The 20,177-nt window shown below is 54.8% G+C and carries 16 protein-coding genes; 9 read left to right on the forward strand and 7 right to left on the reverse strand.

The window, feature by feature from the left end; all coding sequences use genetic code 11:
- Window positions 1-128: 128 nt before the first annotated feature.
- Window positions 129-2,501 carry a UvrD-helicase domain-containing protein gene (locus MHH28_RS24425; RefSeq protein WP_405106334.1) on the reverse strand — a complete coding sequence of 791 codons (2,373 nt, stop codon included), beginning with the start codon at window positions 2,499-2,501 and terminating at the stop codon, window positions 129-131.
- 105 nt (window positions 2,502-2,606) lie between these two features.
- Window positions 2,607-3,074, reverse strand: a complete 468-nt coding sequence (locus MHH28_RS24430) for an Imm30 family immunity protein (protein WP_405106336.1) — start codon at window positions 3,072-3,074, stop codon at window positions 2,607-2,609.
- Window positions 3,075-3,210: 136 nt separating this feature from the next.
- Here MHH28_RS24430 and MHH28_RS24435 point away from each other — a divergent pair, with 136 nt between their 5' ends.
- Window positions 3,211-3,336 carry a hypothetical protein gene (locus tag MHH28_RS24435; RefSeq protein ID WP_405106338.1) on the forward strand — a complete coding sequence of 42 codons (126 nt, stop codon included), beginning with the start codon at window positions 3,211-3,213 and terminating at the stop codon, window positions 3,334-3,336.
- 13 nt (window positions 3,337-3,349) lie between these two features.
- Here MHH28_RS24435 and MHH28_RS24440 read toward each other — a convergent pair whose 3' ends face one another.
- A complete protein-coding gene (locus MHH28_RS24440; protein WP_405106340.1) occupies window positions 3,350-4,225 on the reverse strand; it encodes a Cof-type HAD-IIB family hydrolase in 876 nt (291 codons plus the stop codon).
- 295 nt (window positions 4,226-4,520) lie between these two features.
- Between MHH28_RS24440 and MHH28_RS24445 the strand changes: the two genes are divergently transcribed.
- Entirely contained in the window at window positions 4,521-5,762 is a 1,242-nt protein-coding gene (locus tag MHH28_RS24445) for a DUF445 domain-containing protein (RefSeq protein ID WP_405106342.1), read from the forward strand.
- 195 nt (window positions 5,763-5,957) lie between these two features.
- On the opposite strand, the gene MHH28_RS24450 is transcribed toward MHH28_RS24445, so the two are convergent.
- Together MHH28_RS24450 and MHH28_RS24455 are read right to left on the reverse strand one after the other, a co-directional pair.
- On the reverse strand, window positions 5,958-7,064 hold the full coding sequence (locus MHH28_RS24450) for a glycosyltransferase family 4 protein (RefSeq protein ID WP_405106344.1): 1,107 nt from the start codon (window positions 7,062-7,064) through the stop codon (window positions 5,958-5,960).
- A 103-nt stretch (window positions 7,065-7,167) separates the two neighbouring features.
- A complete protein-coding gene (locus tag MHH28_RS24455) occupies window positions 7,168-7,992 on the reverse strand; it encodes a hypothetical protein (RefSeq protein WP_405106346.1) in 825 nt (274 codons plus the stop codon).
- Between the two features lie 300 nt (window positions 7,993-8,292).
- Between MHH28_RS24455 and MHH28_RS24460 the strand changes: the two genes are divergently transcribed.
- From MHH28_RS24460 to pulA, 3 genes are all read left to right on the forward strand, one after another.
- Window positions 8,293-11,766, forward strand: a complete 3,474-nt coding sequence (locus tag MHH28_RS24460) for a PAS domain S-box protein (RefSeq protein ID WP_405106348.1) — start codon at window positions 8,293-8,295, stop codon at window positions 11,764-11,766.
- A complete protein-coding gene (locus MHH28_RS24465; protein WP_405106350.1) occupies window positions 11,763-12,389 on the forward strand; it encodes a C39 family peptidase in 627 nt (208 codons plus the stop codon). Before MHH28_RS24460 ends, MHH28_RS24465 begins: the two co-directional genes overlap by 4 nt.
- Window positions 12,390-12,539: 150 nt before the next feature.
- The gene (pulA, locus tag MHH28_RS24470; RefSeq protein ID WP_405106352.1) at window positions 12,540-14,495 is read left to right on the forward strand and encodes a type I pullulanase; all 1,956 of its coding nucleotides are present in this window, start codon (window positions 12,540-12,542) and stop codon (window positions 14,493-14,495) included.
- Window positions 14,496-14,683: 188 nt separating this feature from the next.
- Here pulA and MHH28_RS24475 read toward each other — a convergent pair whose 3' ends face one another.
- Window positions 14,684-15,529, reverse strand: coding sequence for a hypothetical protein (locus MHH28_RS24475; RefSeq protein WP_405106354.1), 846 nt, complete (start codon window positions 15,527-15,529; stop codon window positions 14,684-14,686).
- Window positions 15,530-15,643: 114 nt separating this feature from the next.
- Window positions 15,644-16,165, reverse strand: coding sequence for a TetR/AcrR family transcriptional regulator (locus MHH28_RS24480; RefSeq protein WP_405106356.1), 522 nt, complete (start codon window positions 16,163-16,165; stop codon window positions 15,644-15,646).
- Between the two features lie 117 nt (window positions 16,166-16,282).
- On the opposite strand from MHH28_RS24480, the gene MHH28_RS24485 reads away from it, so the two are divergent.
- The 4 genes from MHH28_RS24485 (at window position 16,283) to MHH28_RS24500 (ending at window position 20,087) form a co-directional block, all read left to right on the forward strand.
- On the forward strand, window positions 16,283-16,738 hold the full coding sequence (locus tag MHH28_RS24485) for an NUDIX hydrolase (protein ID WP_405106358.1): 456 nt from the start codon (window positions 16,283-16,285) through the stop codon (window positions 16,736-16,738).
- Between the two features lie 264 nt (window positions 16,739-17,002).
- Window positions 17,003-17,329, forward strand: a complete 327-nt coding sequence (locus MHH28_RS24490) for a PadR family transcriptional regulator (RefSeq protein ID WP_076161743.1) — start codon at window positions 17,003-17,005, stop codon at window positions 17,327-17,329.
- 5 nt (window positions 17,330-17,334) lie between these two features.
- Entirely contained in the window at window positions 17,335-18,309 is a 975-nt protein-coding gene (locus MHH28_RS24495) for a permease prefix domain 1-containing protein (RefSeq protein ID WP_405106360.1), read from the forward strand.
- A gap of 293 nt (window positions 18,310-18,602) precedes the next feature.
- Complete coding sequence (locus MHH28_RS24500; RefSeq protein WP_405106362.1) at window positions 18,603-20,087, forward strand: glutamate synthase subunit beta; 1,485 nt, start codon at window positions 18,603-18,605, stop codon at window positions 20,085-20,087.
- Window positions 20,088-20,177: the final 90 nt, after the last annotated feature.

The raw sequence follows: 20,177 nt of genomic DNA on the forward strand, positions 1-20,177 counted from the left end.
TCGGGCAGAACGTACTTGGAAGTCATGATGATATCATGACTCCGGTTACGTCTGCTGGAAGGGGCTTTTGGTTGTTTGGGTTGAAGCTTATATCGGTTAGATTAGCTGGAAAAGCAGCCGGGAGCCCGCTATACCGGGACGTCCCGGGTGCCCGATTCCATCGGGGAGCTGCACAGCGGACATGGCTTCGAGGCCAGGTGATCCTCGGCCCCGCCTGCCTTCTTCCGGGTCCAGCCCGGGCAGGCCTTGCCGGTGCACTTCCAGATCGGGACGGTATGTGTTCTCACTGCAGCTGGACCCGAGCGCAGTCCCGCGCCCGAGGCGGAAACATGGTTGCTGCGGGTAACAGGCGTTCTGGCTGCGCTTATGCCTCCAGCAGCCGGAGCCGGTGCCTGGGGGCGGGCCGCCGAACGGAAGGCCGCGAGCATGAAGCGCGAGACCTCCGCCTTCTTGCCCCGATGCCTGGCGGGCGAACTGATGAACAGCTCCTCCTTGGCCCGGGTAACGGCCACATAGGCGAGCCGGCGCTCCTCTTCCAGTGCGGCAATGCCCGCTTCGGCTGCGGCTCTGGCAGCCGAAGCGCTGATTACCTTGACTGAGGCCTTCGCAGGCTTGCGGTCCTTGGCGCGGTCATCCTCCAAGGCGGAGCTATGCGGCAGAATCCCTTCGGAGGCTCCGATCAGGAAGACTACGGGGAACTCCAGCCCCTTGGATTTGTGGATGGTCATCAGCGCAACCCGGTTGCCTTGCTCCTTCAGCCCCGGCTGCCGGTTCTGCTCATTGCGCTCCGTTACGTTGCCGATGAATTCGAGGAACAGCGGAATTGTAGCGAACCGCTCCGCTGATGCCTCCAGCTCATCCAGCATTTCCTTCAGCGTCTCCCGGTGCAGTGTCGCCTGATGCCGCTCGCTTCCTTCAATGAAATAATCATAGAATACAGTGCGGATCTGGCGGATCGCCTGCACCGGAGTCAGCTCCCGCAGGCCGCGGATCAGGTCCAGCCGCTCGCGCAGCTTGACTGCCTTGAAATCCTCCATGCCCGGCAGGGACAAGAGATGGATCAGCGGGCCTTGCTTCGCTTGCACCGCCTCCATACGCCGGATATGCTCCATGCCTTTGTCCCGGTTCATATAGAGCGTCGGCAGAATATTCTCCATGGCGGCGAAGTCCCGGCGGTTAAGAGAGAGCCGCAGATGATCCAGCACGGGAGAGATCAGCCAATGCTCATAGAGCAGCTGGCCTTCCCCATAATCGATATAAGGAATATCGCGCAGCAGCAGCAGCTCCAGAACCGCCCGGTTGCTGCTGGTAGCGCGGTATAACAGCGCGAAATCACGGTATTCCCGGGCACCGCTCTGAGTCTCATGCTCAATATGCTCCACAATCTGTGCGGCCTCGTCATCTGCCGTTTGCGGGCGCAGATAACGGGGCGGCAGGCCGCTGCTGTGGGCGGCCTGGAGCGTCTTGGCCCGGCGTCGGGAATTATGGCGGATAATGCCGTTGCCAAGCCCAATGATCGCCGGACCGGACCGGTAGTTGATATCCAGCGTGATCACCTTGGCCTGCGGATACAGCTTCTCGAACTCCAGGATGAACTCGCTGCGCGCCCCGTTGAAGGAATAGATCGTCTGGTCATCATCTCCGACCACCATCAGATTATCCTGCGGAGCAGCAACCATCTTCACCAGTTCATATTGCAGCGCGTTCGTATCCTGGAACTCATCGACCATCACATACTGATACTGCTGCTGAAGCTCCCGCAGCAGCGCGGGCTGCTCCCGTAGCATCCGGTAGGCGAGCAGCAGCACATCATCGAAGTCGATTTTGAAATGATCGGTCTTCCACTGCTCGTACAGAGCCAGGATCGCCTTGATCTCCTTCTCCGCTTCGGTGGTCTCCGGCAGATGCTCCGGCAGGCCCATATTCATCTTGCAGGCGGAGAGCAGGCTGAGCAGATTCTCCGGCGGATAGGCATCCTTCGGCAATCCCAGCTCACGCATAATCTGCTTCAGCAGAATATGCTGGCGGCGCGTCTCATGGAAAATATCCTGCCGCAGCCCCTGCCGCCGCAGGAAATACAGAAAGAACGAGTGGAACGTACGCGCCGTAAGGCGCGCAGCGTCCCCCTCGTTCACCCCGGGCAGCAGGGCGATCCGCTCGCGCATCTCTGCTGCTGCCTTGCTGGAGAAGGTCAGCAGCAGCAGGCGTCCGGGGGCGATGCCGCGCACAGACAGCAAATACCCGGTTCTGCAGATCAGCACCGAGGTTTTGCCGGAGCCGGCTCCGGCCAGCGTCAGCAGCGGTCCGAGATGATGCCGCACGGCTGAGATTTGTGGCGGATTGAGCAGAATACCGCCTGCCTCCAGCCGCCTGAAATAAGCCGCATCGCTGTCCCCCGGCAGTACCGTCTCCCGGCTCGTCCGGGCGGAGGCGACCTTCGCCTGCGGGATATGCTCACCGCTGGCTCCCAGCGGGATATTATGAAATAAGAGCTTGTTCATGAAGTCCACCTTCGTTTGTTTCTGAATGCGTAATCCGTTATGCTATTTTGGCCAGTATACACTATACCACATTCGGCATTCTTGTCTGTACCGGTCTGCACCCGTCTACTTCCCGGCTACATTCAGCCTGCCAAGAATGCGGTTCACCTTGCGCTCGTACAGCCGGGGCTCATTCTCCTTGATCTCCTCCAGCAGGAAGGCCAGGCATTGCCGGATTCTTAGCGGCATTCGCACAGCGATCTCGGTGTAATCCTTGCGGAAGCTGTCGTCCAGCAGAATTCTTTGGTTCAGTACAATCGCCCAGTTGCGGGCGTGCTCCAGCATCTCCGGCAGCGACTCCAGCAGCTGGGTCAGATACATCTCCATCTGTACACTCTCGACAAAATGAACAAGGCTGAACATCACCTCTTCCTGCTCCGTATCATCGTCGAATACTTTGAAAATCTGGTGAATGACGGCATCCTCCGTATCACCGGCCAGACTTTCCAGGGCCTGATCGAACTGCTCGCATTCCAGCTCGCTCTGCAGCAGCCGGTTCTCATATAACCGGGCAATCCCGGGATATAGGTTCATAGAGTAATTCCTCCCAGCAGCAAATAACGCCATTTATCATAAGGTCCATTTTTTGACAGATAAGGTTAATATATTGGACAAAGGACTAGCTGATTATAACAGATGTACAAATAGAAGTAAGGTATGGAGGGATAACATGTTTATACCGGTTCTAATGGAATTAACCAATGCTGAACGGTTGACGCTCATTCTATATCTGGCACTCAACCTGGGAGCCATCTCATTATGCTTCTACCGGCGCTCGGGAACCGGCCGCCGCTAGCGCACAACAGCCTTCATTCGAAGGCTGTTGTGCTGTTCAGAAGATGCCGGATTCCAACTGCTGCCCCATTCTCCGTATTGCTTGATGTAATGAAGTCGGCGGTCTGCTTAAGGACGGGTGCAGCATTCTCCATGGCAATCTTGTACCCCGCCATCTCGAACATAGGCAGATCATTGTAGCTGTCGCCCATCACCGCCACTTGCTCCGCAGGAATCCCGTAGTGGGCAGCGAGCATACTTACACCGGCGCCCTTATTCGCATCCTCATGATTGATCTCAATATTGTTGACATGCGATGCGGTAATAATCAGTCCGGGTATGGCGGCGAACCGCACAGAGGCTTCCTTCAGCAGCTCGCGGTTCAGAGAGAAGACCAGGGTCTTATAAATCAGATTCTCTTCCTTGCTCCAGACCTCCTCCATATTCTCCACGTAGGTCACCGCCGCCTGCTGGAACTGCTGGTCAACCATCGCCTGGAGCAGCCAGGCCAGTTCCTCCGGAACTTCGGTGTCCTTAAGAGTAGCCAGCTTCTCCAATTGTACCCGCTTGTTCAGCTCTACATATACGTTATCCTCTGTATAGACCTCGTAATACAATTCAGGAATGTCGTTCATCCAGCGCAGCGCGGGAATAATATCCTCTTTACTCAGCGGAGTGCTTGCCGCCACCGTCCGGTCAGATAATGTGATCACGGCGCCGTTAAGACTCACCACAGGGCACTCCAGATCAGCCAGCCGCAGCTGCCGTTCAGCATCCATGTAGGACCGGCCTGTAGCGATAATCACGATATGCCCCAGGCGCTGTGCTTGAAGAATCGCCTCTTTGTTCTCTTGGCTGATTTCGCCCTCCGCATTAAGCAGTGTTCCGTCCATATCCAGTGCAATAAGCATGTGATTAGTCTCCTGTTCTATCTGTTTATGATGGGTCCCCTTCAAGGGCGTGTAGGCTTTGCCTGTATTTTATCATGATTGACCGGAACATTCGAAATGAAAGTATCCGTCTGTCGTATTACAGGATAGAGTGGGCGCTGCATGCAGCGTGACGGATTTTCAGAAAAGAGTACTCACGTGGTACAATAAAAGGCAGACCTGCAACCGGACAGTCCGGTTCGTCTGCTGCATGCCAAAGGGGCGATAACCCGGGCGCAAGCGGCTTAAGGTCGCTATGTAAGGGGGAAAGATACTGATGAAATCCAGAAATTTAGCTACGATCTCTCTAGCTATTATGGCCTGCGGATTCCTGTTCACCTTGTTTCTGCCGGAGAACCTGGCGGTTATTCTGCTGAGAGGGGGCTTCGAGGCAGGTCTGGTCGGAGGGATCGCCGACTGGTTTGCCGTGACTGCGCTGTTCCGCCATCCGCTGGGCCTTAGAATTCCGCATACCTCGCTGCTGCTGAAGAACCGGGATAAGCTGATCCAGTCGCTGATCTCTGCCATGGAGAACGAGCTGCTGAATAAGGAGAGCATTGAGAATAAGCTGCGCACCTTCAATATCATCTCGCTGGGAACTGCCGTACTGACCCGGTTCTTCACCAGAAAGAAAGCGCGTCAGGAAGTGCTGGAGCAGCTGAAGGGCTTCGTGCTGCGGCTTCCGGTAGAGCAGGCCGTTCCGTATATTCAATCGGCAGCGGCAAGCTACCTGCGTGAAGCCAAGCTCGGGGTAGCCGCAGATACCATTGCCACCAGCCTGATGAATGAGGGCAAGGACATTGCAGCCCTTGATTTTGCACTGGAAGGGATCTCTGCCTGGAGCGGACGCCCGGAGACGCGGGCCATGCTGGGCAAGATCGCCAGTGAGAAGCTGGCCGAGGTCAAGCTTGGCGGGCTGAAGGGCATGGCCTTCCAGGCCTTTGTCGGGTTCGTGGATGCCGATATGCTGGGGGAAATGCTGCAGGGTATGGTGCAGTCAACGATCCGTGACTTTAAGGAAGAGGATAGCCCCTACCGCGAGGAGGTCATCCGTGAGATTCGTGTGGCGCTGTTCCAGCTGCTGAGCGATGAAGCACGGATCGACTCGCTGAAGAATTGGGCGCTGAATGAGCTTCAAGGGGAAGCCGCAGCAGCATTTGTGCTGCAACAGCTGCAAGGGCTGCGCGGCAAGGCGGTTACACTGCTGGAAGAGGATCAGGTCCGGGGCGGGCGCAAGCTGTTCTCACTCTATGCCGCGCTGGTCCGGCGGGTTGGCCAGGAGAAGGAATGGATCCAGACGTCCGAGGACCGGATTCGCGGTACGTTAATCTCCTTCGTGGAAGCTAATCATTACCGGATCGGGCAACTGGTCAAGGAGAACCTCGATCAGATGGACGATGCCGCTCTGGTGAATATGCTGGAGGAGAAGGTCGGCAAGGATCTGCAGTGGATTCGGGTCAACGGGGCCGTCTGCGGTTTTGTAGTCGGGCTGGGGCTTACCGTGATCCAGCTGATCTGATATTGCTATATAAGCAGAACATAAATATAGACCAGTAAATCATACAGGCAGCAAGCAGGCAGCAAGGCAACTCCCGGACCGTCCGCGAAGACGGAGACCGGGAGGACACTTTGCTGCCTCTTTCATGAATACAGCAGGGCTTAAGGCTGCCCGGCCTATGCTGCCCTGTACTTACCGGAGGAACATTGAAGCCGGTTAACGTGGAGGCACCAGCTTCAGGTAGATGTCCTCCAGCAGCTCTGCGGTATGCTGCCATTCATACATCTGCAGCGCATCGTTTCTTCCCTGTAGTCCGATCCTTGCGGCAAGGTCCGGATTGCGTCCGATTTGCAGCATACGCCTGGCAAAAGCAGCGGGGTCCCTGTACTGCCTGACCAGATAGCCGTTATGGCCCGATTCGATAATCTCCCGGATTCCGCCATTGCTGGAGGCGATTACCGGCAGCCCCGAGGCCATAGCCTCCACGTTCACCAGCCCGAAGGATTCATGCTGCTGGGAGGGGCAGATGAAGCAGTCCGCAGCCTGATACAGACCGTGGATATCTGCATGGGGAATATTGCCGAGAAATGACACCTGTACGCCCAGCCGCCGGGCGAGAGATCTCAGCTGCCGGAGATACAGCGGCTTCCCCTTGCCTGCGATCAGCAGCCGGGCAGGCATATGCCGTTTCAGGCGGTGCATGGCCCGGAGCAGCACAGGGACTCCCTTGCGCGGAATGACCCGGCCTACGAACAGGACCGTGAAGCCGGGACCAAGACCGTACAGCGTGCGCAGGCGCGCCTTCTCCTGCGGGGACACAGGGGTGAAGCGCGACAGGTCTGCTCCCAGAGGAACCACGCGAAGCTTGCTGCGGATGCCGGGGAACCTCCGGATCAGCCGCTGCTCCAGTGAGCGGCTGTTGGCCGTGACCGCATCGGCCACGCTCAGGCTGCGGGCGATGCCGGGCTCCTGCGGCACGAATGTGAGCGAGTGGAGGAAGGCCAGCACGGGAGTGCCGGGGTGCTGCCGCTTCACAGCAGCTACGAGCCGCGGCCGGTTATCGATCTGGATAAGATCGAACGGCTCGGCTCCCTCCAGAAATCGAAGAACGGAGCTGCGGTACGCGGAAGGGGTGCCCGCAGGCAGCCGGATGAAGCGGACTTGCTCGATCTCATCCGTGTCAGGAAGCCCGGAGGCTCTGCGGCTCAAGATGGTAACCTTATGTCTCCGGGCCAGTCGCCTGGCGATATTCCAGATGCAAATCTCCACAGAGCCGTCCCCGGGAACCGTGAACTGCTCCGGTGCAATCATGCAGATGCGCATGGTGGATACTCCTCCCGCTGCATAAATATGGTTCATAACCTAACATATGCGTTCAGGCCCCCGGAAGACACAGGCACCGCAGTGAGGGACAGCCTTCTGCGGCTTAGCTGCGGGTCTGTTTGAGCGTTGCGGAGATGACTCCGGCAACCGTCTGCTCATACTCCAGGATCTTCAGCTTTCCCGCTGCGATCTGCTTGTACCCCGAGACCATAGAAGATAAGGCTTGTCCGGCCAGAGCCGGATTCTGCTTGCGGATGGCCGCTTTGAAGTCGCTCCAGTCAGCCGTGAGCCGCTTGTTCAGTGCAGAGACGGCGCTTTTCTGGGACTTGATTAAGCTGTGCGGCCTGTCGATGCCTGACAGGGTCTTGCGGGCAGCGGCCATCCGCCGGGTGCGGGTATCCTTGGCAACCTTGAGCTGCGCTTCCTTGTCGCGGATCTCCTGGCGGGCTATTTGGACCAGCAGCTTCATGGCCTCCGACTGGGCCTTCAGGACGGAATTCAGTGTCTTGTCCTTCAGTCCTCTGAGCAGGGAGATCCGTTTGTTCAGCGCGCTGTATTGATCGAACAGCGGCTGATAACGCTGCTTGGCGCTGCTGACGGCTGTGCTCAGCCGGGTGATGGAAGCCAGATCAATGTTCTTGATGGACTCCCGGACGGCATCCAGCGCCTCAGCATTCTGATCATGAAGCGTGCGGATCTGCACCTCCCGGCTGTCGTATTGGGCCGAGAGAAGGGCCAGCTCAGTGAACTGGCTCTTCATCCGGGCGCGGGCCGTGCTGTCCGCTGTAGCAGCAGTCAGATCAAAGGAAGCCTGAACAGACGGGGTGATGACCGTCACCGCCGCTGAAGCCCGGCCCGCCGGGAAGCTCAGGGCAAGGGCAACTAGCAGGGACAATAGCAGACAGCCGGACTTATACAGATTCTTCATTACATTCCTCCGTTAGTATCCGTGTCCCGGAACACAAAGAAGCACCCGCAGTAAAGGCCGACAGGCCTCTATTACGGGTGCTTCCAGCGTAATGAGTCACGAAGATAGTTTTGCTTTTTAATATAGGGATAATCTCTTTGTTTGTCAATATTTTCAATTTTAGCTTTTGGGGCTCAAGGGGGGACTTCCCATTTCATTCCCTGGCTGTCATGGCGTATACTTGTGAAAGTAGAACGATAAGTGAAGAACAGCAGAGGGTCTGCAGAAGCGCCGGCCCCCAGATGAAGGAGGCCTTAGGTAATGGATAACTTGGCTAATAATAATAGCATTCTGGAGCAAGCATTCCAGCTGTCGCCGGTGGGGATGGCTGTAGGGTCTCCGGAAGGTGACCGGTGGATGAAGATTAATCCTGCTTTTTGCAACATGCTGGGCTGCAGTGAAGCCGGGTTTCTCACAGGGGCTCTATCGGGGGCTGGCCGGGAGCTGCAGGAAGAATTTTCGATTCAGCGAATCGGGAGAGAGCTTGCACAGCAGCAAGGACAGCCTCTCCAGGTGGAGCAGCGGTTCTCCGGCATTGACGGGCATTCGTTCTGGCTCTCTCTGACCTTCATTCCGGCGCAAGAGGAGCCGTCCGGCCGGACTGTTATGGTATATGCACAGGATGTAACCGACCGCAAAATTGCGGACCAGCTGACCGTAGACAGCCGTGATCTGTACAATTTGTTCATAAAAGACGATCAGAGCATGATCTCCTTCTCCCTGCCGGACGGGACGATAACGTTCATATCGCCTTCCTCTTACTCCCAGATCGGGTATCATCCGGAGGAAATCATCGGCAGGAACCGCGCAGAATTCTATCACCTGGACGATGTTGAGGCTGTCAACAGCTCCGGCGGTCTGCTGAAGAACGATATCTCCATCCGCCGCCTGCGCCATAAGGAGGGTCACTATCTGTGGTTCGAGACGTCCTTCCATGTGATTCGCAATGAGCAGGATGAAATCACACGGATTATGGGAATTGGCCGTAACGTCACCCGGCGCAAGCACAGCGAGGAGGCCTTGGCGTCCGCCCAGCGGGTGGCCAGAATAGGCTCGTGGGGCTGGGATCTGGTCAAGGGCAGAGTCACATTCTCCGATGAGCTGCGGCGTATTCTGCAATATAGTGTGGAGACAGGCCAAGTGAATCAGAATGCCTTTCTGGCACTGGTCCATCCGGAAGATGTTCCGATTCTGAGGGAGGCCGTCGAATGGGCTATTACATTAGGGGAGCCGGGGAATAGGGCTTTCCGGATGATTCTGCCGGATGGGGAGGTCCTGATGGTGCATGTCCAGTGGGACGTTATCCCGGGGCCAGAGGGCCGGCCGGCGCAGTTGTTCGGCATGATGCAGGATATTACCGAGCGTATGCATATGGAGGAGCAGCTGCGGGAGAGTGAACGGAATTTCCGGCTAATGTCGGAGAATTCCCTTGACCTGATCTCCCGTCATGCGATTAAGGACAGCATCTTCCTGTACTGCTCGCCGGCCAGCCGGTCGCTGCTCGGCTACGAGCCTGAAGAGATGATCGGCACCAGTGCCTACGATTATTTGCATCCCGATGATCTGGAGATGATTGTGAACCGGATGGCGGAGAGCGAGGATTCGAGCTTGATTCCCCCGTCCTCTTTCCGCTACCGCCACAAGAACGGCACCTATGTCTGGTTTGAAACGAACAGCCGCTATATTTTTGACGCGCAGGGCCGGAAGACAGAGATTATTGCCGTAGGCCGTGACATTACGGAACGCAAGCAGTTCGAATCGAAGCTGCAGGAGAATGAGCAACGCTACAAATCCCTGTTCGAATATAACCCGGCGGCGGTATATTCCATGAATCTGCAGGGGGATTATCTGACGGCGAATGCCAATCTGGAGAAGCTGAGCGGTTACCCGGTGGAGGAACTGCTGGGGAATTATTTCGGACCGCTGGTGGCTGAGAAGGATAGACAGAAGACGCAGCATCATTTCACCCTTGCCAGTCAGGGCGAGCCGCAGAGCTATCAGCTGACGCTGATCCACAAAGACGGGCATCCGGTGGAGATCAATACGATTAATATTCCTATCATCGTGGATCATCAGGTGGTAGGGGTATATGGAATCTCCCGCGATATTACAGATCATATCAGATACACGGAGCAGATTGAGAAGCTGAGCAATGACTATACCCTGATTCTCAATGCCGTGTCCGAAGGGATATTCGGTCTGGACAACGAGGGGCGGGTCACCTTCATCAATCCTGCGGGAGCGCATATGTTGGGCTTCGAGTGTGATGAGATTACCGGGCATCCTTACCTGGACCCTATCCAGCAGACAGCGCTTGACGGCAACCATTACCGGCCGGAGGAGTCTCCGCTGATGCGGGCAGTCCGGGCAGGTGAATCCCATCGGAGTCTCGACGCGGTGCTGTGGCGCAAAGACGGCTCCAGCTTCCTGGCCGAGTACCAGGTTACCCCGTTGTTCGACAAGGGCGAGCGCAAGGGAGCGGTCGTTGTCTTCCGTGACACTACCGGGGAGAAGGAGATTATCAGAGCCAAGGAGCTGGCGGAGAAGGCGGACCAGGCCAAATCAGAATTTCTTGCCATCATGAGCCATGAGCTGCGTACACCGATGAACGGAATTATGGGCATGACTGACCTGCTGGCTGAGACGGAGTTGACGGAAGAACAGCGGGGATATGCCCAGATTATCAGCGATAGCAGCGCATCCCTGTTATTTATTCTTAACGAAATTCTGGATTTCAGCAAAATCGAAGCCGGTAAAATGACGCTAACCCGCGAGCCGGTAAGCCTGGCGGATTTGCTCGGTAACATCACGGAGCTGTTCATGCCGAAGGCCCGTGAAAAGGGCATTGAGCTGTCCTGCCGCATGGCTGCGGATGTGCCGGAGCTGATTATGGGAGATGCCGCCCGGCTGCGCCAAGTGCTGGTGAATCTCGTCAGCAATGCCGTGAAATTCACCGATGCAGGAGAGGTCTCCATTCTGCTGAGCAGAGAATACAGCCGGGACCGCAGGAAGCTGACGCTCAAATTCAGCGTGGCCGATACAGGCATTGGCATCTCTCCCGAGAAGCAGCCGCAGCTGTTCCAGTCCTTCTCGCAGCTGCACCCGTCCATTAACCGCAAATACGGGGGAACCGGACTGGGCCTGGCTATCTGCAAAAAGCTGGTTGAGCTGATGGGCGGTGCCATCACGGCGGAGAGCGTGGCCGGGGAAGGGTCCGATTTCTATTTTACCCTGCCTGTAGATATGGAACTGGAACCGGAAGGAGGCTTGCAAGAGACGGCAGGCAGCCTGGAGCTGGAAGCTTCCTCTGTACAGGGTAGCCTCCCGAAAGAGGGAGAATCTGCTCCGGAGTTCGGGCCCCTGCGGATATTGGTGGCGGAGGACCATCCGGTGAATCAGAAGCTGCTGGTGACCATGCTGGACAAAAGAGGTTATGCCGCCGATCTGGTGGTCCATGGTGAAGCAGCGGTGCAGGCAGTGCTCTGTGAGCGGTATGATCTTGTATTCATGGATGTACAGATGCCGGGGATGAGCGGGCTTACGGCAACGGCCAAAATCCGTGAACAGGCGCATTTCTTTCATCAGCCGTACATTGTGGCCGTGACCGCCTATGCCAGAGAAGAGGACCGGGAACGCTGCTATGCGGCAGGCATGGATGACTTTGTCAGCAAGCCGTTCCTGACTGCCGATATTGACCGGGTGCTGGAGCAATGCAGCCTTAAGGTATCTTTATGAGCGGGAAGCCTTCCGGGAAACGACTGAAAGCGGAGACGTATACGCAGTGGGAAGCGGGGGTAACCTCGCCTTCTTCGGCCTGCGGACCGGCGACCATGGCGGCCCTCATGGAATACTGGCATTCGCACAAGGGGCGGACGTTTATTCGGGGTATCCGTCATTTTGATTCAATGGCAGCGCATATCAACTACATCTATACGCATCATGGCGGTGCGCCCTGGGGGATGAGCGTACGCAGCTTTGTCAGAGGACTGCGGGCATACATCAGCGAAGCTGTGCCGCCAGGAAGTGACTTCTCCGGGCGAATTAAGGTATCCGTGTTCAATGATATCGGGCGCTACCAGGCCGAGATTGATGCCGGGCGTCCGGTAGCTCTCAAATTCGACAAGTGGTTCAGCTTCCGCTGGCAGGGAAGCTATGCGTATGACTACCACTGGGTGCTGGGCATCGGATATGAGACTGGGGAGGACGGTTCCTGCAAGCTGGTTGTCCATGACAACGGGGTGCGGCATCCGGGCGGCGGTTATACCCCGGGCAGAGAACGGCAGATCTCCTATTCAGCGAATACAAGAATACTTACGATGGTTTCGCTGAATCTGCCGGAATCCCCGGCAGCGCCGTGACGGACAAGCCGTTTCCACTTGCAGAGTGTAATTCAAACGTTTGCACTAAAATGACGATTAGGATAAAATTTCATATAGGTCAAAGAAGAATTGTATAAAACTGAGGAGCTCTGCCGTATATTTAGTTAAGGGTAAAGGAGGCGGTTTGCCTTGTCAGTACAGAAGGAAATGAAGGAACCGATTGATTACGGGGACCCGGCGGCTACCAGCGGAATATCCGTATTCGACCGGAGTTTCGACGAGCTGTTCAGCTATGACGGAGAGGATCTTGGCCTAACCTATTCATCCTCCGGCTCTGCGTTCTGCCTATGGGCCCCGACAGCGCAGGAAGCGGAGCTGGTGCTCTATCCATCCTGGGAGGGTGCAGCGGGCCGGCATATTCCCATGGCGCGTGATGTCCGGGGAACCTGGAGACTCAGCATTCCGGGCGATCTGGACGGACAATTCTACACCTACAGGGTGCGTATCGGCGATCTATGGAATGAAGCTGTGGACCCCTATGCCCGCGCAGTCGGCGTGAACGGGGACAGAGGGGCCATCCTGGATCTGCGCAAGACCGATCCCGAGCGCTGGACGCAGGATAAACCGCCGCTCTCTGATCCGGTGGATGCGGTGATCTATGAGCTTCACCTGCGTGACTTATCGGCTCATCCGGCCAGCGGCATTGCCCATACCGGACAATACCTGGGCCTTGCAGAAGCCGGAACCCGCGGTCCCGGAGGGATTGCCACCGGCCTTGACCACATTGCCGGGCTGGGTGTGACTCATGTGCAGCTGCTGCCAATCTATGATTATGCGACAGAGAGCGTAGATGAGACCCGTCTGGATGAGCCCCATTATAATTGGGGATATGACCCCAAGAATTACAATGCTCCTGAAGGCTCCTATGCGTCAGATCCGTATGTTCCGGGCCTGCGTATCCGGGAGCTGAAGACGATGATCCAGGCGCTTCATGACCGGGGCCTGCGGGTGATCATGGATGTGGTGTACAATCATGTCTACGACGGCTTCCGTGTGAACTTCACCAAGCTGGTTCCCGGTTATTATCTGCGCTACACCGCAGATGGCCGGTTATCCAACGGCTCCGGCTGCGGGAATGATACCGCCTCCGAGCGGAAGATGATGTCCCGCTTCATCGTAGAGTCTGTACTGTACTGGGCCAGGGAATATCATATCGACGGCTTCCGCTTCGATCTGATGGGCCTTCATGATATAGGAACCATGAACGAGATCCGCCGCCGTCTGGATGAGCTGGACCCCTCCCTGATCACGATTGGCGAAGGCTGGGTGTTGGACACCGCGCTGCCGGAGGAGCTTCGGGCCAACCAGCGCCATGCCAATGAGCTGCCGGGCATCGGACACTTCAATGACGGCTTCCGCGATGCGGTGAAAGGAAATATATTCTTGCATGACCGGAAGGGCTTCATCAGCGGGGGCAGCGGCTTTGAACGGAATGTGAAGGCGGGCATTGCCGGAGCAATCTACTACGGGCCCGGTCTCGGGCAATACGCCCAAGAGCCGCAGCAGAGCGTCAACTTCGTGGAGTGTCATGACAATCATACGCTGTGGGATAAGCTGGTACTGTCTACGGCAGGGGTGGAGGAGGAGCAGCGCCGCGCCATGCATCATCTGGCCTCAGCCATCGTGCTGACCAGCCAGGGGATTCCGTTCATTCATGCCGGGCAGGAGTTCCTGAGAACGAAGGACGGGGTGGAGAACAGCTATAAATCACCAGTGGAAGTCAACTGGCTGGACTGGGAACGCTGCGCCGAACACTCCGGATCTGTAGAGTACATGAAGCGGCTGATTGCGCTGCGTGCCGCTCATCCCGCCTTCCGGCTGCGTACCGCAGAGGAGATCCGTGACCATCTGGTCTTCGAGGAGGCACCGGCGCATACGGCGGCTTTCACGCTCCGCGATCATGCCGGAGGAGATTCTGCGGAGCATCTGTACGTTCTGTACAATGCCAACCCGGAGGGCGCAGCTCTGGAAGTGCCCCTGCTGGGAGAGTGGAGCGTCCTCTTCGGCGGGGAGCATATCGGCGCGCTGGAGAGCGGCATTTTAACTGCTGCAGGAATTGGCATGATTGTACTGGCTGTGAACTGACTGATAGGTATCGCGATTATAGGTATTGCACAAAAGCAGGCTGCCGGGCAGTCTGCTTTTTGCTGTGGAGGAAATATGCTTAATGTATATGAAAAACCGAGCATAATGTGCTGACGGGAGGATGTATGGCCAAATGTATGAGAAAAACCGAATACAATGATCTGATACAGGGGCTTGCCGGATTATGCTCAAACACTCACCCGCGACATTAGAGCCGAAATAGAAGTAAGCAGCCAAACCAGTAAACAGAGGAGGGCAAGTATCAAGAACAAGCTAATCTCAAACATAGAACGGCCAAGACTGGTCTGAACGGCTATAAACAAAATGGCAATCAGCCAAGCTATACAGCCTGTATGCAGGAGCTGACGCTGTTTGCCGGGCCGTAGATTCGAATGTTCCAGCAGCCAGGCCGGTACCAGTAGGGTTTGGAGGGAGTGAAAGCCAATTCCATGTAGCACAATATAATTGCCTCCAGCTCCGATAAAACGGCCTTGTAAGCTCATCATGATCAGTCCTGCCAGATTAGCTATGAATACCGACAGCAGGGCATAACGGATACCGTTGATAAGTACAGGGCGCGATAATGGAGCCTTCATCCTCAAGAATTGAATAGTAAGCAGGATACCCGAGACAACAAAAGAAAGAGATATGACGCCAAATAAAGCACCCCCAAGGGTGTCAACCAGGCCTCCAGCTTTAGAGAAACGGGGATTGAAGCCCCGAAAATTCTGCAGAGTTTCAATTGCATAGCTGTAGGAAGCAGCAGCAATATTAAGCCGACGAACCACTTTTCTCATGCGGACGGTAAAGCCTGCAAAGGGTAGAATCGCAGCGATGGAGAACAGAAAAATTCCTAGTGCTGCTGCAAACGAGAATACATTTTTTATATTACCTTCCGGCAGAACAACTACTCCATGAAAGAACATAAAGACAGCAGCACATCCAGCAATAACAAACCCAAGCAGTCCAAGGATAACGAGCGATTTTTCACGCTTGAAAATGGATACGGCAGATGTCATCAATTCGTTGAACATAATAGGCACGATTAGATCACTCTCTCAAATTTATTTATCGATTAATAAATAATTATCAAAATAATTGCAAGCAGTAACAGATACGAATCTATCCGTTTGCTGCTTGCCCCTGATTCAATCTTTAGTCATTAGTATGGATTGTTTTATTTCTGGTAAATCAAGCACCTCGGATAACGTGACCAGCAGCCCCATGCTCATAAAACGGATTGCATATTCTTCGGCATTGGGTAACCCGGATTTCTGAAATTTGGCAGTCACTTCATCAAAAATAGTCTTATAGAGCTTAGCAGAATGTTGTTTGATCCCTGCTTCCGATATGGTGTAAGCCTGCATGACCATCAATACTTCGGAACGGTGTGTCTGCATTAAGTTGAAAAAACTGGCACCCATAGCGCCAACCAACTGATCAGCAGGTGCTTGAACTTTCATAAAAGTGTCATGAATCCGATCGTAGGCACGTTTTAACACAGCTATATATAAGTCTTCTTTGTTGTCAAAAAAATGAAAGATGTAGGGCTGTGTAACTCCCGCGGCTTTAGCTACCATAGCTGTTGTTGTCCTGTAGTAGTCATATTCTGCAAATAAGGTTAATGCACTTTCCATAATTTTTTGCTTTTTATCTTCCTTTGCTGCCATTGTGATCAGTTCCAATCTTTTATTTATCGTGCGATAAATAAATCATATAAAAGTATGATTTATATGTCAATGCTATACTAAGGTAAATACAGTCGAACTTATAAGGACGTGAAGCACATGACCAATTATATTAAACAAATCCGCACCTTAGTCGGAACTCATCCCATCATTATGGCAGGAGCTTGTGTGATTTTGTTGGACCCCCATGGGCGATTATTATTGCAACAGAGAACAGATAACGGCATGTGGGGATTGCCTGGAGGTTCTATGGAGCCGGGGGAAGAGATGATAGAGGTTGCGAAGCGGGAGCTTTTGGAGGAGGTAGGATTAGAGGCGTTAGGCTTAGAGCTACTGGATTTATTTTCTGGGCCGGAATTGTATTACCGGTATCCCAATGGAGACGAAGTACATAACGTTGTTGCAGCATATCTGTGCAAGGGTTACCGGGGAACCATTAGAGGAGACGGAGATGAGGTGCAGGATATTCAGTTTTTTGAGCTAGATCAACTGCCAAGTCACATAAGCCCTCCAGACCGGCCCATCATATCAAGGTTTCTAAGAGATCAGGTGTAGCACCCTGAAGCAAGCAAGTTGATGTAAAAACGGGACAGTAAAGTCCAGGAATAAGATTCAGTTTAAGCGTCCTTTGGAGGAAACTCTCCAAGGGGCGCTTTTATGTCAAGGGTCTATCCGAGCCTGCTTTAGCACGGAAACCGCCCATAAGCCCACTTTTAAAAATAAAAAATCATTCTCCCTAAATACTACTTCATCTGTCGTAGTAATTGTGCTACACTGAATTTAATTACTACGACAGATGAAGTAATAGGAGGCAGGCAATTGATCAGCAGTGATGTGATTAGGGGATATAACGACACGATGATCCTCTACATGCTTCTGGACGGGGAGTCTTATGGCTATGAGATTTCCAAGAATATACGGAAGCTATCGGATGAGAAATACATTATGAAGGAGACCACACTCTATTCGGCATTCACGCGGCTGGAGAAGAACGGTTATATCGATTCCTTCTATCTGGATGAGACGTTTGGCAAAAGACGCACCTACTACCGCATCACTCCCCTGGGCCTGGCCTACTACCGGGCGAAATGCGAAGAATGGCAGGTCACGCAGGAAGTCATCAACAAATTCATAAAGGAGCTGTGAGGAACTTGGATACCATCATTGGATACTTGAACAATATGTTCGCATCTTTGCCCAGAACAGAACAGATGTTTATGCTGAAGCAGGAGCTGCTTGGCAACATGGAGGAGAAATACCATGAACTGAAGAGTGAAGGGAAGTCGGAGAATGAGGCGGTGGGCATCGTCATTTCCGAGTTCGGCAACATTGATGAGCTGGTCAGCGAGCTGGGGGTCGGAGAGGTTCGTAAGGATGAAGGGCTGCCCCTGCTGGATGAGTTCGCTGTAGAAGGATTCATTACTGCCAAAAGAAAATCCGGCCTGCTCGTAGGCTGGGGCGTAGGGCTGATTTTGCTGGGTGCTGCGCTGCTTATCCTTTTCTCGGGTCTTGGGGAGAACGGGGTCATGGGAAATGTATTCTCTGAGGATGCTATGGGCATGATCGGACTGGTCTCCCTGTTACTGCTGCTCGGTCCGGCTATCGCATTATTTATCTACAGCGGCACGAAGATGGAGAAATACAAATACATGGAGTCGGGTTTCAGTCTGCCGTATCCGCTGGAGGCGTATATTGAGCAGAGACAGTCCGCTTTTGCCGCCACCTATACGCTGTCGCTTATCATGGGTGTCTGTTTATGTGTATTGTCGCCGATTGCCATCTTTGTATCTTCCGTGTTTGGAGATGAATACAGCTCGTTCGGGGTAGCCGTTCTGTTGATCATGGTGGCTGTAGCCGTGTTCCTTTTCGTATATTACGGGAATATCCGGAGCGCTTATCAGAGACTGCTGAAGACCGGGGATTTCAGTGAGGGGAAGCAGGAGGAGAACCGGATTGTCGGTGCGGTTGCTGCTGTGATCTGGCCGCTGGTTACCTGCGTTTTTCTGGTCAGCGGTTTTGTGTTCGACCAGTGGGAGATCAACTGGATCGTCTTCCCGTTAACGGGCATTCTGTTCGGGGTGTTCAGCTCGGTCTACAATATGTTCAAGAAAAAAGATGCTGCCTGAGTCTGCTGTACACGATTTGCCACATAACGTTAACACAAAAGGTGACATTGCTCATGTTCCCTCCCTGCGGATAGGTGGTAATATGAAGGCATTTATTCCCCTTATGATAACCGTGCAAGAGCCTGTACCGGGGTGATTTCATGCCCCGTTATAGCCTCTTGCTTCGCTGCTTTACAGTGACAGAATAACGGACGGTGACAGAAGAGTGTGTTTCTTTTTGGAGCCGGGTGTGGGCATGAATGCCGTCTATTACCTTTCGGCGGCCAATCAGAGAGACTCGGAGGATGACAGGGATGGGTAAAACAACCGGATTTATAGAATATCAGCGGCGGACGCCTGCTGAATGCGAGCCAATGGAGCGGATTAAGAACTGGAATGAATTCTCGGTTCCGATGGAGGAAGAACAGCTGCGTGAGCAGGGTGCCCGCTGTATGGATTGCGGAACACCGTTCTGTCATGTAGGACGTATATTGTCAGGAATGGCCAGCGGCTGTCCGCTGCATAATCTGATTCCAGAGTGGAATGACATGGTATACCGTGGCAATTGGCAGGTTGCGCTGAAGCGCCTGCATAAGACGAACAACTTCCCTGAATTTACAGGACGCGTCTGCCCTGCGCCATGCGAGGGTGCTTGTACGGTGGGCAAGAACGGCGATCCGGTAACGATAAAATCGATCGAAAAAGCGATTGTAGACAGAGGTTTTGCTGAAGGCTGGATCGTTCCTGAGCCGCCGCTTACCCGTACGGGCAAAAAGGTTGCTGTCGTCGGCTCCGGCCCTGCCGGGCTGGCCTGCGCTGCACAATTGAACAAGGCGGGACACAGTGTAACGGTATATGAGCGGGCTGACCGGATCGGCGGACTGCTGACCTACGGCATTCCGAACATGAAGCTGGATAAGAAGAAGGTGCAGCGCCGGGTAGATCTGCTGACGGCGGAAGGCATCACCTTCGTCACCCGGACCGAGATCGGAAGAGATATTACTGCCGCGCAGCTCCAGGAAGAGCATGATGCGGTGGTCCTCTGCGGCGGCTCTACCAAGGCGCGCGACCTGCCGCTGGAGGGCCGGGAGCTGCGCGGCATTCACCAGGCGATGGAGTTCCTGACGCTGAATACGAAGAGCCTGCTGGATTCCGAACTGGCTGACGGAGAGTATCTGCCCGCGGCAGGCAAGGATGTGGTCGTCATCGGCGGCGGAGATACGGGTACGGACTGCGTAGCCACTGCGATCCGCCACGGCTGCCGCAGCGTGATCCAGCTGGAGATTATGCCGCAGTCCCCATTGACCCGCCAGCCGGGCAATCCTTGGCCGGAGTGGCCGAAGGTGCTGAAGGTGGATTACGGACAGCAGGAGGCGGCTTCCCTGTATGAAGAAGATCCGCGCCGCTATCTGGTTAATACCAAGCGCTTCGTGGGCGATGCAGGGGGACATGTGCAGGAACTGCATACAGTGCGTATTGAATGGAAGCGTACGGAAGACGGGCGGATGGCCCCGGTAGAAGTGCCGGGCAGCGAAGAGGTCATTCAAGCGCAACTGGTACTGCTGGCGCTGGGTTTCACCGGACCCGAGGAGACGGTGCTGGGACAGCTCGGAGTGGAGCGTGATGAGCGCTCCAACGTGAAGGCAGAGTTCGGCGCGCAGGCAACGAATGTGGAGGGCGTCTTCACAGCCGGTGACATGCGGCGCGGCCAGAGCCTTGTGGTCTGGGCGATTAACGAGGGCCGCCAGGCCGCCCGCGAGGTAGACCGCTTCCTCATGGGCTCGTCCAATCTGCCTTGAGGCTGGACGTACACTGATCTTTTAATCTTATAGGATGTGGGTGTGGGCTGCGTCCGAATGTTGCATATATTGCAGTTTTGGTGCCACGAT

This window comes from Paenibacillus sp. FSL K6-1217, assembly GCF_045040735.1.
Taxonomy (GTDB): domain Bacteria; phylum Bacillota; class Bacilli; order Paenibacillales; family Paenibacillaceae; genus Paenibacillus_AQ.

Coding starts and splice junctions, on each gene's coding strand:
- MHH28_RS24425 (WP_405106334.1), bottom strand. CDS start 2,501: ATGAACAAGCTCTTATTTCATAATATCCCGCTGGGAGCCAGCGGTGAG.
- MHH28_RS24475 (WP_405106354.1), bottom strand. CDS start 15,529: ATGTTCAACGAATTGATGACATCTGCCGTATCCATTTTCAAGCGTGAA.
- MHH28_RS24440 (WP_405106340.1), bottom strand. CDS start 4,225: ATGCTTATTGCACTGGATATGGACGGAACACTGCTTAATGCGGAGGGC.
- MHH28_RS24465 (WP_405106350.1), top strand. CDS start 11,763: ATGAGCGGGAAGCCTTCCGGGAAACGACTGAAAGCGGAGACGTATACG.
- MHH28_RS24485 (WP_405106358.1), top strand. CDS start 16,283: ATGACCAATTATATTAAACAAATCCGCACCTTAGTCGGAACTCATCCC.
- MHH28_RS24435 (WP_405106338.1), top strand. CDS start 3,211: ATGTTTATACCGGTTCTAATGGAATTAACCAATGCTGAACGGTTGACG.
- MHH28_RS24500 (WP_405106362.1), top strand. CDS start 18,603: ATGGGTAAAACAACCGGATTTATAGAATATCAGCGGCGGACGCCTGCT.
- MHH28_RS24450 (WP_405106344.1), bottom strand. CDS start 7,064: ATGCGCATCTGCATGATTGCACCGGAGCAGTTCACGGTTCCCGGGGAC.
- MHH28_RS24480 (WP_405106356.1), bottom strand. CDS start 16,165: ATGGCAGCAAAGGAAGATAAAAAGCAAAAAATTATGGAAAGTGCATTA.
- MHH28_RS24445 (WP_405106342.1), top strand. CDS start 4,521: ATGAAATCCAGAAATTTAGCTACGATCTCTCTAGCTATTATGGCCTGC.
- MHH28_RS24455 (WP_405106346.1), bottom strand. CDS start 7,992: ATGAAGAATCTGTATAAGTCCGGCTGTCTGCTATTGTCCCTGCTAGTT.
- MHH28_RS24460 (WP_405106348.1), top strand. CDS start 8,293: ATGGATAACTTGGCTAATAATAATAGCATTCTGGAGCAAGCATTCCAG.
- MHH28_RS24430 (WP_405106336.1), bottom strand. CDS start 3,074: ATGAACCTATATCCCGGGATTGCCCGGTTATATGAGAACCGGCTGCTG.